The 13,164-nt window shown below is 55.6% G+C and carries 7 protein-coding genes and 1 pseudogene; 6 read left to right on the top strand and 2 right to left on the bottom strand.

Annotation, left to right across the window (positions count from 1 at the left end; all coding sequences use genetic code 11):
* The first annotated feature begins 114 nt into the window (after positions 1-114).
* The 4 genes from pdhR to lpdA all read left to right on the top strand — a co-directional run bounded on the left by pdhR (position 115) and on the right by lpdA (position 7,176).
* Positions 115-879 (top strand): pyruvate dehydrogenase complex transcriptional repressor PdhR, encoded by a 765-nt coding sequence (gene pdhR, locus LLF79_RS18440; protein WP_008501960.1) that lies wholly within the window; start codon positions 115-117, stop codon positions 877-879.
* A 123-nt stretch (positions 880-1,002) separates the two neighbouring features.
* Positions 1,003-3,666, top strand: coding sequence for a pyruvate dehydrogenase (acetyl-transferring), homodimeric type (gene aceE, locus LLF79_RS18435; protein ID WP_008501959.1), 2,664 nt, complete (start codon positions 1,003-1,005; stop codon positions 3,664-3,666).
* 14 nt (positions 3,667-3,680) lie between these two features.
* Positions 3,681-5,576, top strand: coding sequence for a pyruvate dehydrogenase complex dihydrolipoyllysine-residue acetyltransferase (gene aceF, locus LLF79_RS18430; protein WP_227880120.1), 1,896 nt, complete (start codon positions 3,681-3,683; stop codon positions 5,574-5,576).
* Positions 5,577-5,751: 175 nt separating this feature from the next.
* Positions 5,752-7,176, top strand: a complete 1,425-nt coding sequence (lpdA, locus tag LLF79_RS18425; protein WP_003856313.1) for a dihydrolipoyl dehydrogenase — start codon at positions 5,752-5,754, stop codon at positions 7,174-7,176.
* Between the two features lie 53 nt (positions 7,177-7,229).
* On the opposite strand, the gene LLF79_RS18420 is transcribed toward lpdA, so the two are convergent.
* Both LLF79_RS18420 and LLF79_RS18415 read right to left on the bottom strand, forming a co-directional pair.
* Entirely contained in the window at positions 7,230-8,021 is a 792-nt protein-coding gene (locus LLF79_RS18420) for a DUF2950 domain-containing protein (protein WP_227880118.1), read from the bottom strand.
* A gap of 10 nt (positions 8,022-8,031) precedes the next feature.
* Positions 8,032-9,583: pseudogene (locus LLF79_RS18415) on the bottom strand (DUF3300 domain-containing protein).
* 398 nt (positions 9,584-9,981) lie between these two features.
* Between LLF79_RS18415 and acnB the strand changes: the two are divergent.
* Together acnB and yacL are read left to right on the top strand one after the other, a co-directional pair.
* Positions 9,982-12,579, top strand: a complete 2,598-nt coding sequence (gene acnB / locus LLF79_RS18410) for a bifunctional aconitate hydratase 2/2-methylisocitrate dehydratase (protein ID WP_032675958.1) — start codon at positions 9,982-9,984, stop codon at positions 12,577-12,579.
* A 207-nt stretch (positions 12,580-12,786) separates the two neighbouring features.
* Positions 12,787-13,149, top strand: a complete 363-nt coding sequence (gene yacL / locus LLF79_RS18405; protein WP_008501954.1) for a protein YacL — start codon at positions 12,787-12,789, stop codon at positions 13,147-13,149.
* Positions 13,150-13,164: the final 15 nt, after the last annotated feature.

The following is a 13,164-nucleotide window of genomic DNA, read 5'->3' as shown; positions in this document are numbered from 1 at the left end:
GATTTCAATCAAAACCAATATGGACAGAAGGTGAATACTTTGTTACTTTAGCGATACGAAATAGAAATTGGTAAGACCAATTGACTCCGGGCAAAAAGGCGTAAGACAGGGAATATGGCCTACAGCAAAATTCGCCAACCAAAACTATCTGATGTGATTGAGCAGCAGCTGGAGTTTTTAATCCTCGAAGGGACTCTGCGCCCGGGTGAGAAACTTCCGCCAGAACGCGAACTGGCAAAACAGTTCGACGTTTCACGTCCCTCTCTGCGTGAGGCGATTCAACGTCTCGAAGCAAAGGGCTTGCTGCTTCGTCGCCAGGGCGGCGGAACCTTTGTGCAAAACAGCCTGTGGCAGAGCTTCAGCGATCCGCTGGTAGAACTTCTCTCTGACCACCCAGAATCCCAGTTTGACCTGCTTGAGACCCGTCACGCGCTGGAAGGTATTGCGGCCTATTACGCCGCCCTTCGCAGCACTGATGAAGATCGCGTGCGTATCCGCGAGCTTCATCAGGCCATTGAACGGGCACAGCAGTCCGGCGATTTAGACGCCGAGTCCAGCGCCGTCGTCCAGTATCAAATTGCCGTCACCGAAGCGGCCCACAACGTGGTGCTCCTCCATCTGCTACGCTGCATGGAGCCGATGCTGGCCCAGAACGTTCGTCAAAATTTTGAATTGTTGTATGCCCGTCGGGACATGCTCCCACTGGTAAGCAACCATCGCACCCGAGTATTCGAGGCGATAATGGCCGGGGAACCGGAGCAGGCGCGCGAAGCGTCGCACCGCCATCTGGCTTTCATTGAGGAAATCTTGCTGGACCGCAGCCGTGAACAATCGCGTCGCGAACGTTCATTACGCCGCATACAGCAACGAAAGGATTAAGCGCCAGGTACTTTTAGAGCGCGGCAACTAAACGCAGAACCTGTCTTATTGTGTTCTTGCCCAAGAGCACAATGGGACAGGTTCCAGACAAATCAACGTATTAGATAGATAAGGAATACCCCCATGTCAGAACGTCTCCAAAATGACGTGGATCCGATCGAAACTCGCGACTGGCTACAGGCGATCGAATCGGTCATCCGTGAAGAAGGTGTTGAGCGCGCTCAGTATCTGATTGATCAGCTGCTTTCTGAAGCCCGCAAAGGCGGCGTGAAGGTTGCTTCAGGTGCAGGGGCTAGCAACTACGTAAACACGATTGCCGTTGAAGACGAACCGGAATACCCGGGCAATCTGGATCTGGAACGTCGTATCCGTTCTGCCATCCGCTGGAACGCCATCATGACCGTTCTGCGCGCATCCAAGAAAGACCTGGAACTGGGTGGCCACATGGCGTCCTTCCAGTCTTCTGCGACCGTTTACGAAGTGTGCTTCAACCACTTCTTCCGTGCAGCGAACGAGAAAGACGGCGGCGATCTGGTGTACTTCCAGGGCCACATCTCTCCGGGCATCTATGCACGTGCATTCCTGGAAGGTCGTCTGACTGAAGAGCAGATGAACAACTTCCGTCAGGAAGTTCACGGTAAAGGTCTGTCTTCTTACCCGCACCCTAAACTGATGCCTGAATTCTGGCAGTTCCCGACCGTATCCATGGGTCTGGGCCCAATTGGTGCGATCTACCAGGCGAAATTCCTGAAGTATCTGGAACACCGTGGTCTGAAAGACACCTCTGAGCAGACCGTATACGCCTTCCTGGGCGACGGCGAAATGGATGAGCCAGAATCTAAAGGCGCGATCACCATCGCGACCCGTGAGAAGCTGGACAACCTGTGCTTCATCATCAACTGTAACCTGCAGCGTCTGGATGGTCCGGTAACCGGTAACGGCAAGATCATCAACGAACTGGAAGGCATCTTCGCAGGTGCTGGCTGGAACGTGATCAAAGTCATGTGGGGTTCCCGTTGGGACGAACTGCTGCGTAAAGACACCAGCGGTAAACTGATCCAGCTGATGAACGAAACCGTTGACGGTGACTACCAGACCTTCAAATCCAAAGACGGTGCCTACGTACGTGAGCACTTCTTCGGCAAATATCCAGAAACCGCAGCCCTGGTTGCAGACTGGACTGATGAGCAGATCTGGGCCCTGAACCGCGGTGGTCACGATCCGAAGAAAATTTACGCTGCACTGAAAAAAGCGCGTGAAACCAAAGGTAAAGCGACTGTAATCCTGGCCCACACCATCAAAGGTTACGGCATGGGTGATACCGCAGAAGGTAAAAACATCGCTCACCAGGTTAAGAAAATGAACATGGACGGCGTGCGCTATATCCGCGACCGTTTCAACGTTCCAGTGACCGATGAGCAGGTCGAAAACCTGTCTTACATCACCTTCCCGGAAGGCTCCGAAGAGCACAAGTACCTGCACGAACGTCGTCAGGCGCTGAAAGGCTACCTGCCAGCTCGTCAGCCTAACTTCACCGAGAAGCTGGAACTGCCAGCGCTGGAAGACTTCTCTCAGCTGCTGGAAGAGCAGAACAAAGAGATCTCTACCACTATCGCTTTCGTTCGTGCCCTGAACGTGATGCTGAAAAACAAGTCGATCAAAGATCGCCTGGTGCCAATCATCGCCGACGAAGCGCGTACTTTCGGTATGGAAGGTCTGTTCCGTCAGATCGGTATCTACAGCCCGAACGGCCAGCAGTACACCCCGCAGGACCGTGAGCAGGTTGCATACTACAAAGAAGACGAGAAAGGTCAGATCCTGCAGGAAGGTATCAACGAGCTGGGCGCAGGCGCATCCTGGCTGGCTGCTGCGACCTCTTACAGCACCAACAACCTGCCGATGATCCCGTTCTACATTTACTACTCCATGTTCGGGTTCCAGCGTATCGGTGACCTGTGCTGGCAGGCAGGCGACCAGCAGGCTCGCGGCTTCCTGATCGGTGGTACTTCCGGTCGTACGACCCTGAACGGTGAAGGTCTGCAGCACGAAGATGGTCACAGCCACATTCAGTCTCTGACTATCCCTAACTGTATCTCTTACGACCCGTCTTACGCGTATGAAGTGGCAGTCATCATGCATGATGGTCTGCAGCGCATGTACGGTGAAGCGCAGGAGAACATTTACTACTACATCACCACCCTGAACGAAAACTACCACATGCCGGCAATGCCAGCAGGTGCCGAGGAAGGTATCCGTAAAGGTATCTACAAACTCGAAACCATCGAAGGTAGCAAAGGTAAAGTTCAGCTGCTGGGCTCCGGTTCTATCCTGCGTCACGTTCGTGAAGCAGCGCAGATCCTGGCGAAAGACTACGGTGTCGGTTCCGACGTGTACTCTGTGACCTCCTTCACTGAACTGGCGCGTGATGGCCAGGATTGTGAGCGCTGGAACATGCTGCACCCACTGGAAACCCCACGCGTACCGTACATCGCTCAGGTGATGAACGACGCGCCAGCGGTGGCGTCTACTGACTATATGAAACTGTTCGCTGAGCAGGTTCGTACTTACGTTCCAGCTGATGATTATCGCGTTCTGGGTACTGACGGCTTCGGTCGTTCTGACAGCCGCGAAAACCTGCGTCACCACTTCGAAGTTGATGCTTCTTACGTGGTTGTAGCAGCACTGGGCGAACTGGCTAAACGTGGCGAAATCGATAAGAAAGTGGTTGCAGACGCAATTACCAAATTCAACATCGATGCAGAAAAAGTTAACCCGCGTCTGGCGTAAGAGGTAAAAGAATAATGGCTATCGAAATCAATGTACCGGACATCGGGGCTGATGAAGTTGAAATCACCGAGATCCTGGTCAAAGTAGGCGACAAAGTTGAAGCTGAACAGTCGCTGATCACCGTAGAAGGCGACAAAGCCTCTATGGAAGTCCCGTCTCCTCAGGCTGGCATCGTTAAAGAGATCAAAGTCTCTGTTGGCGATAAAACCGAGACTGGCAAACTGATCATGATTTTCGATTCCGCCGACGGTGCAGCAGCTGCTGCACCTGCGCAGGAAGAGAAGAAAGCCGCTCCGGCCGCCGCTGCTCCAGCCGCTGCCGCGAGCGCGAAAGACGTGAACGTGCCTGACATCGGCGGTGACGAAGTTGAAGTCACTGAGATCCTGGTGAAAGTGGGCGATACCGTTGCGGCCGAGCAGTCACTGATCACCGTAGAAGGCGATAAAGCCTCTATGGAAGTGCCAGCGCCGTTCGCAGGTACCGTTAAAGAGATCAAGATCAACACCGGCGACAAAGTGTCTACCGGCTCTCTGATCATGATCTTCGAAGTGGCAGGTGCTGCACCTGCTGCCGCGCCTGCACAGGCCGCTGCTCCGGCTCCGGCCGCTGCACCAGCTGCTGCTGGCGGCGCGAAAGACGTTAACGTACCGGACATCGGCGGTGACGAAGTTGAAGTCACCGAAGTGATGGTAAAAGTGGGCGACAAAGTTGCCGCTGAACAGTCACTGATCACCGTTGAAGGCGACAAAGCTTCCATGGAAGTGCCTGCGCCGTTCGCGGGTACCGTTAAAGAGATCAAAATCAGCACCGGCGACAAAGTGTCTACCGGCTCTCTGATCATGGTCTTCGAAGTGGAAGGCGCTGCGCCTGCCGCAGCTCCGGCTGCCGCGGCTGCTCCAGCACCGGCTGCTGCACCGGCTCAGGCTGCTAAACCAGCGGCACCTGCTGCAAAAGCGGAAAGCAAATCTGAGTTCGCTGAAAACGACGCTTACGTCCACGCGACCCCGCTGATTCGTCGCCTGGCGCGCGAATTCGGCGTGAACCTGGCGAAAGTGAAAGGGACTGGCCGTAAAGGTCGTATCCTGCGCGAAGACGTTCAGGCTTATGTGAAAGACGCGGTGAAACGCGCCGAAGCTGCACCAGCTGCAGCCGCAGGCGGCGGTATCCCGGGCATGCTGCCATGGCCGAAAGTGGACTTCAGCAAGTTCGGTGAAATTGAAGAAGTGGAACTGGGCCGCATCCAGAAAATCTCTGGTGCTAACCTGAGCCGTAACTGGGTCATGATCCCGCACGTTACGCACTTCGACAAAACCGATATCACCGATCTGGAAGCGTTCCGTAAACAGCAGAACGCCGAAGCTGAGAAGCGTAAACTGGACGTGAAATTCACCCCAGTGGTCTTCATCATGAAGGCGGTTGCTGCGGCTCTGGAACAGATGCCACGCTTCAACAGCTCCCTGTCCGAAGACGGCCAGAAGCTGACGCTGAAGAAATACATCAACATCGGTGTTGCGGTTGATACGCCAAATGGTCTGGTTGTTCCGGTCTTCAAAGACGTGAACAAGAAGAGCATCACTGAGCTGTCCCGTGAACTGACCACCATCTCCAAGAAAGCGCGTGATGGTAAGCTGACTGCCGGCGAAATGCAGGGCGGCTGCTTCACTATCTCCAGCATCGGCGGCCTGGGTACTACCCACTTCGCACCGATTGTTAACGCGCCGGAAGTGGCTATCCTCGGTGTGTCCAAGTCCGCGATGGAGCCGGTGTGGAATGGCAAAGAGTTCGTGCCGCGTCTGATGATGCCAATCTCTCTGTCCTTCGACCACCGCGTGATCGACGGTGCTGATGGTGCGCGTTTCATCACCATCATCAACAACATGCTGAGCGACATTCGCCGCCTGGTGATGTAATCGAAAAGCCGGCCAGTCGGCCGGCTTTTTTCTGATAATCTCATGGCGTTTGTGAGGTTATTGGCGAAAGCGACAATTCGTGAGCCGTTTGTTGTTTCAAAATTGTTAACAATTTTGTAAACTGCGGGCGGATAGAACGACCCGGTGGACGACGGGTATAAACTAAGAGGTCATGATGAGCACAGAAATCAAAACTCAGGTCGTAGTACTTGGGGCAGGCCCGGCAGGTTACTCCGCAGCATTTCGCGCAGCGGATTTAGGTCTGGAAACCGTCATCGTAGAACGTTACAGCACCCTCGGCGGTGTTTGTCTGAACGTCGGCTGTATCCCTTCTAAAGCGCTGCTGCACGTAGCGAAAGTTATCGAAGAAGCCAAAGCGCTGGCTGAACACGGTATCGTCTTCGGCGAGCCGAAAACCGACATCGACAAAATTCGTACCTGGAAAGAGAAAGTTATCACTCAGCTGACCGGCGGTCTGGCGGGTATGGCCAAAGGCCGTAAAGTGAAAGTGGTAAACGGTCTGGGTAAATTCACCGGTGCGAACACCCTGGAAGTAGAAGGCGAAAACGGCAAAACCGTGATCAACTTCGACAACGCGATCATCGCGGCAGGCTCTCGCCCAATCGAACTGCCATTCATTCCACATGAAGATCCACGCGTGTGGGATTCCACCGATGCGCTGGAGCTGAAAACCGTTCCTAAGCGTCTGCTGGTGATGGGCGGCGGTATCATCGGTCTGGAAATGGGTACCGTGTACCACGCGCTGGGTTCAGAGATCGACGTGGTTGAAATGTTCGACCAGGTTATCCCGGCTGCTGACAAAGACATCGTTAAAGTCTTCACCAAGCGCATCAGCAAGAAATTCAACCTGATGCTGGAAACCAAAGTGACTGCCGTTGAAGCGAAAGAAGACGGTATTTACGTTTCCATGGAAGGCAAAAAAGCCCCATCCGAACCACAGCGTTACGACGCCGTGCTGGTGGCGATCGGCCGTGTGCCGAACGGTAAGAACCTCGACGCGGGCAAAGCTGGCGTGGAAGTGGACGACCGTGGCTTCATCCGCGTTGACAAACAGCTGCGCACTAACGTGCCGCACATCTTTGCTATCGGCGATATCGTCGGTCAGCCAATGCTGGCGCACAAAGGTGTTCACGAAGGTCACGTTGCCGCTGAAGTTATCGCCGGCATGAAGCACTACTTCGATCCGAAAGTGATCCCATCTATCGCGTACACCGAGCCAGAAGTGGCGTGGGTAGGTCTGACTGAGAAAGAAGCGAAAGAGAAAGGCATCAGCTACGAAACCGCCACCTTCCCGTGGGCTGCTTCTGGCCGTGCTATCGCGTCCGACTGCGCAGACGGTATGACCAAACTGATCTTCGACAAAGAGACTCACCGCGTAATCGGTGGTGCGATTGTCGGTACCAACGGCGGCGAGCTGCTGGGTGAAATCGGTCTGGCTATCGAAATGGGCTGCGACGCGGAAGACATCGCGCTGACCATCCACGCTCACCCGACTCTGCACGAGTCCGTGGGCCTGGCGGCAGAAGTGTTTGAAGGCAGCATCACCGACCTGCCAAACGCGAAAGCGAAGAAGAAATAAGTTTCTTCAGATGAAAAAAAGCGGCCTGAGGCCGCTTTTTTTATGCGCTGCGTTCAGGGAGCCACGGGTTGCCAGGTTTTATCCGGGTTATAAGCGGTTAACGCCCGGGCTTTCTGCTCAGAATCCTTGCCGAGATCGGACTGATACACCTTGTCGTCCTGATTTATCACAAAGCTCATCACGCCCGTTTGACCGTAGCTGACCGGCCACGCCACCATCGCGAAACCGTTATTATCCGGCAGGATCCGGAAGCGATAGCCGTGATAGCCGGTACCCGGCTCTTTCGGGCTAAATGCCGGTCCGAGCGGACTGGGCGTTTCGCCGGGTGAGACGGGCCAGTACAAACCGTCTTTCTTCCCTTCCGAGCTGACAATCTTCTGCGCGTATTTCTGGTTCATCGCAAAGTAGCTTTGCTGCGCATCAACATAGGCATGCAGGGCTTCAATGGCGGCAAGTTCGTTACGCCCGATTTCACGGGTCAGGATCTCTTCAGCCCCTTCTTTGATATCGAATTGCCAGCCGGCGGCGGTTTTGATCACCGGGATGGGAAGCTGCCAGTTGTTGTCTCCAACAACAAGATGCGCCGTATCTCCTTCGACAACGGTGTTATGACGAACTTTCCAGTCGCGCAGGAAACGATCGACGGCATCCGGATCAACGCCTTCGGGGGGGAGAAAATCGCGCCAGTTCTCTCCAAGCAGATTGCTCATCGCGCGCTCATTATGCTCACTAATGGCGCTGGCCAGCGCATCGGTCGCCTGGTCGGGCGTGCTAAAGGACTGCTGCGCCATCACCGAGGCCGAAAGCATGAACAACACCATTCCACTGAGTAGTTTACTTTTCATGTCGGTTCCCTTAGCGATGTCTAAATTCACGGCGTTCAGCGCGTCCACCAGACACCTGACGGGGCTGCTGCTGGCAGCTGCCTGCTTTGCGCACCGCGCTGCTGCTGCGCCTGCCAGTTCGCGGAACGGCTGTCGTTGCCGCTCAGCGCATTGGCCCGGGGCTGACCTTTTCGCTGCTGCAGAGCGCGTTGCTGCGCGGGCTGTGAAGCGCGTTTCTCCTGTCTTTGGGTTACAGCCTGACGATTTTCTCGCTGCTGCGTGGTGGTCCGCTTCGCCGTCTGCGGTTTGGTGTCGTAGCCACGGTAGTTGTTGCGCTGCGAAATTTGCTTCAGCTGTTCACTCGAGGCCTGACGCTGCACATCCTTCGTGCCGGGACGTGCCGTTTGCGGGAAGGTTTTCCCCGTGGATTTCTCCATCTGGCTCAGGGCCGCCTGACGCTGGCTATCCCGGTTAACCGGTTTTTGCTGCGTTGAGCTTAGCCCGGTGACTGTGCTGGTGGAGTGAAAACGGGTGTTGAGCTGGTTAGTCGGATAGGGCACACCCTCCCGGTAGGCCGGGTTGTGCTGCCAGGTACGGTTGGCGTCCGTCAGACGCTGTCCGCTGATTTTATTGAAGTTCTCAACGTTGATATTGATGTTGTTATCACCGTTGCGGTTATAGCCGCCGTGATTATCCCAGTCACCGTCATGGTGGTGGTCCCAGTCATCGTCGTCATCCCAGTCGATATTGCTGAAAATGGCATAGGTTGTGGCAACGCCCAGGCTGAAGCCTAAGCCGTTGACGAAGCTGTTGCCAAACTGCTCTCCGGGCGTGGGCGGGAGATAGGTGGGTGGATAGGCGGTGTTGGGCCAGGTCCCGTAAACCGTATTGGGGTTATAGGTGGGAACATAAACGACCTGCGGATCGGCAGATTCAATTTTGATCACCGTTGGGGCGGGCGCAGACGCGGTTGTTGTTGTTGTTGTTGCCTCGGTGGCGCGGGTTTTCGCTGGTGCTGGCTTTGTCACGGTGGTGACCGTCTGCTGAGGCGTAGATTGTAAAGCACCGGTCTTCTGTGCCAGCGCGCGCAGACGTTGAACGGAATCCATCACGTCTTTCGGCTGCGCGAGAAACGCATCGCCCAGATTTTGTACCCACGGCGGGTTTTCACCCATCAGCGACATGAGCTGAGGAAACGCGACCAGCGATTTTACGCTCGGATCCCAGGGCTGGCTGGCAACGGCCTGAATGGCGGCGTCCCCTTCCATTTTAGGGTTGTCTTTTGACCACTGAGCCGCCTGAATCACGTTGGCCGGGTAAGTCGAGGCCATCAGAATTTGTGAAAGCAGGGCGTCAGGGTAGAGCGCAATGGGGGCAACCCACTGATCGATTTGCGCGGCAGTGTAGGTCGGCGCGACCACAGGGGCGGGCTGGGCTACGGCAGGTGCCGCCGGTTGTTGAGCGACGGGGGCTGGCGCAACGGGTTCCGTTGCACGACTTTTGACAAACAAGACGCCTGAGGCGGCAAGCAGCCCGGCACTGCACAGAAGGATGAGCAGATGTGGCTTAAAGGGCAACTTCATAAAATGACTCCAACGAGACCAGCGCTGTGCCGTGAGGCGTTACGGTTGGCGTGAGTATTATTCACCCGTCTTTTACTGTTTTGACTTTTATTGGGAAGCGTCCGGTACGTCCGGATAAAGAGTGTGAGTATTTATTACACAATTATATCTGATGAAGAAAAAACTGAAGCGTCACGGTGCAGAAGAACCGCAAAATGATGCCCTAAATCCCCGCTACACCATGCTTAACGATTCAGCAAACTTTTTAATGTTGCTTTTTTGTAAACGGATTAACACTGTGCAGAAATCCTGCTATGCTGCCCGACGCGGTATCGGGCATTTACCCTACAAACTGCTGTCTCACAGGAGCGTGAAGAGAACGCCCGCCGCATATGACAATGAGAGCGAGGAGAACCGTCGTGCTAGAAGAATACCGTAAGCACGTAGCAGAACGTGCCGCCGAGGGAATTGTACCCAAACCGTTAGATGCAACCCAAATGGCCGCGCTCGTCGAGCTGCTGAAGAACCCGCCTAAGGGCGAAGAAGAATTCCTGTTAGATCTGCTGATCAACCGCGTACCGCCTGGCGTAGATGAAGCTGCCTACGTAAAAGCCGGATTCCTTGCTGCTATCGCCAAAGGCGAAGCCACCTCCCCACTGGTTACTCCTGAAAAAGCCATCGAACTGCTCGGCACCATGCAGGGTGGTTACAACATTCATCCGCTGATTGACGCGCTGGATAACGACAAGCTGGCACCGATTGCCGCTAAAGCGCTCTCGTCAACGCTGCTGATGTTCGATAACTTCTACGATGTGGAAGAAAAAGCCAAAGCAGGCAACGTCTATGCGAAGCAGGTGATGCAGTCCTGGGCCGATGCCGAATGGTTCCTGAATCGTCCAGCGCTGGCTGAAAAAATTACCGTTACTGTTTTCAAAGTGACCGGTGAAACCAACACCGATGACCTCTCTCCGGCACCGGACGCGTGGTCTCGCCCGGATATCCCGCTGCACGCCCTGGCGATGCTGAAAAACGCCCGTGAAGGCATTGAGCCGGATCAGCCAGGCGTTGTCGGCCCGATCAAACAGATCGAAGCGTTGCAGAAAAAAGGCTTCCCGCTGGCTTACGTGGGTGACGTTGTGGGTACCGGCTCTTCCCGTAAGTCTGCCACCAACTCCGTGCTGTGGTTCATGGGCGACGACATTCCGCACGTGCCGAACAAGCGCGGCGGCGGCCTGTGCCTGGGCGGTAAGATTGCGCCAATCTTCTTTAACACCATGGAAGATGCGGGCGCACTGCCAATTGAAGTGGATGTTTCTAACCTGAACATGGGCGACGTGATTGACGTCTACCCGTATAAAGGCGAAGTGCGTAACCACGACACCAACGAGCTGCTGGCAAGCTTCGAGCTGAAAACCGACGTGCTGATTGACGAAGTGCGCGCCGGTGGCCGTATTCCGCTGATCATCGGCCGCGGCCTGACCACCAAAGCGCGTGAAGCGCTGGGTCTGCCGCACAGTGATGTATTCCGTCATGCGAAAGACGTGGCGGAGAGCAATCGCGGCTTCTCGCTGGCACAGAAAATGGTGGGTCGCGCCTGCGGCGTGGCCGGTATCCGTCCTGGCGCCTACTGCGAGCCGAAGATGACCTCCGTAGGCTCTCAGGACACCACTGGCCCAATGACCCGTGACGAACTGAAAGACCTGGCGTGCCTGGGCTTCTCTTCCGATCTGGTGATGCAGTCCTTCTGCCACACCGCGGCGTATCCGAAGCCGGTTGACGTGACCACGCACCACACGCTGCCTGACTTCATTATGAACCGTGGCGGTGTCTCCCTGCGTCCGGGCGACGGCGTTATCCACTCCTGGCTGAACCGCATGCTGCTGCCGGATACCGTGGGTACCGGCGGTGACTCCCATACCCGTTTCCCAATCGGTATCTCCTTCCCGGCGGGCTCCGGTCTGGTGGCGTTTGCTGCCGCGACCGGCGTGATGCCGCTGGATATGCCGGAATCGGTGCTGGTGCGCTTCAAAGGTAAAATGCAGCCGGGTATTACCCTGCGCGACCTGGTTCACGCGATCCCGCTGTATGCGATTAAACAGGGTCTGCTGACCGTTGAGAAGAAAGGGAAGAAAAACATCTTCTCTGGCCGCATTCTGGAAATTGAAGGTCTGCCGGATCTGAAAGTAGAGCAGGCGTTCGAGCTGACCGATGCCTCCGCCGAGCGTTCGGCTGCGGGCTGTACCATCAAGCTGAACAAAGAGCCGATCATTGAGTACCTGAACTCTAACATCGTGCTGCTTAAGTGGATGATTGCAGAAGGCTACGGCGACCGTCGTACGCTGGAGCGTCGTATCCAGGGCATGGAAAAATGGCTGGCCGATCCGCAGCTGCTGGAAGCCGATGCTGACGCAGAGTACGCGGCGGTGATCGACATCGATCTGGCGGATATCAAAGAGCCAATCCTGTGTGCACCGAACGATCCGGACGACGCGCGTCCGCTGTCTGAGGTCCAGGGCGAGAAGATCGACGAAGTGTTCATTGGTTCGTGCATGACCAACATCGGTCACTTCCGCGCGGCCGGTAAGCTGCTGGATACCCACAAAGGCCAGCTGCCAACCCGTCTGTGGGTGGCGCCGCCAACCCGTATGGACGCGGCTCAGCTGACCGAAGAGGGCTACTACAGCGTGTTTGGTAAGAGCGGGGCGCGTATCGAAATTCCTGGCTGTTCCCTGTGTATGGGCAACCAGGCGCGCGTAGCCGACGGCGCGACGGTGGTCTCCACTTCGACCCGTAACTTCCCGAACCGTTTAGGTACCGGTGCGAACGTCTTCCTGGCTTCTGCTGAGCTGGCGGCGGTTGCGGCGCTGATTGGCAAACTGCCAACGCCGGAAGAGTACCAGACCTTTGTGGCTCAGGTGGATAAGACGGCGGTGGATACCTATCGCTACCTGAACTTCGACCAGCTCTCTCAGTACACTGAGAAGGCAGACGGGGTTATCTTCCAGACGGCAGTATAAATGCTACCCTCTCCCGTGGGAGAGGGGCTGGGGGTGAGGGCACCAGACCGCACCTGACCCATTGCCCGGTGGCGCTACGCTAACCGGGCCTACAAAACCCATCGCAACTACGGTGGGTTTTTTATTTTCATTCCTCCCACCTCCCACGCTTTTTTTCTTCCTCGCTGCTGCGATAATTACCTTAATGGCTTTGCAGAGGAAAACACTATGGATTACGAATTTCTGCGCGACATCACCGGAGTGGTGAAAGTGCGTATGTCGATGGGCCACGAAGCCGTTGGACACTGGTTTAACGAAGAGGTGAAAGAAAATCTCTCCCTTCTTGATGAGGTTGAACAGGCGGCAAAGACGGTGAAAGGCAGTGAGCGCTCCTGGCAACGCGCCGGGCACGAATACACGCTGTGGATGGACGGTGAAGAGGTCATGGTGCGTGCCAACCAGCTCGAGTTTTCAGGCGACGAGATGGAAGAGGGGATGAGCTACTATGACGAAGAAAGCCTGTCGCTGTGCGGCGTAGAAGACTTCCTTCAGGTGGTGAATGCCTACCGCGAGTTCATGAAACAGCGGTAATTTCCCGAAGCATCC

This window comes from Enterobacter cloacae complex sp. 2021EL-01169 (assembly GCF_020733125.1).
GTDB lineage: Bacteria > Pseudomonadota > Gammaproteobacteria > Enterobacterales > Enterobacteriaceae > Enterobacter > Enterobacter roggenkampii.
This window is presented reverse-complemented; position numbering and strand designations above follow the sequence as displayed.

Bases quoted from the DNA above. Each gene is read 5' to 3' on its own strand.
- pdhR (WP_008501960.1), top strand. From the start codon at position 115: ATGGCCTACAGCAAAATTCGCCAACCAAAACTATCTGATGTGATTGAG.
- aceE (WP_008501959.1), top strand. From the start codon at position 1,003: ATGTCAGAACGTCTCCAAAATGACGTGGATCCGATCGAAACTCGCGAC.
- aceF (WP_227880120.1), top strand. From the start codon at position 3,681: ATGGCTATCGAAATCAATGTACCGGACATCGGGGCTGATGAAGTTGAA.
- lpdA (WP_003856313.1), top strand. From the start codon at position 5,752: ATGAGCACAGAAATCAAAACTCAGGTCGTAGTACTTGGGGCAGGCCCG.
- LLF79_RS18420 (WP_227880118.1), bottom strand. From the start codon at position 8,021: ATGAAAAGTAAACTACTCAGTGGAATGGTGTTGTTCATGCTTTCGGCC.
- yacL (WP_008501954.1), top strand. From the start codon at position 12,787: ATGGATTACGAATTTCTGCGCGACATCACCGGAGTGGTGAAAGTGCGT.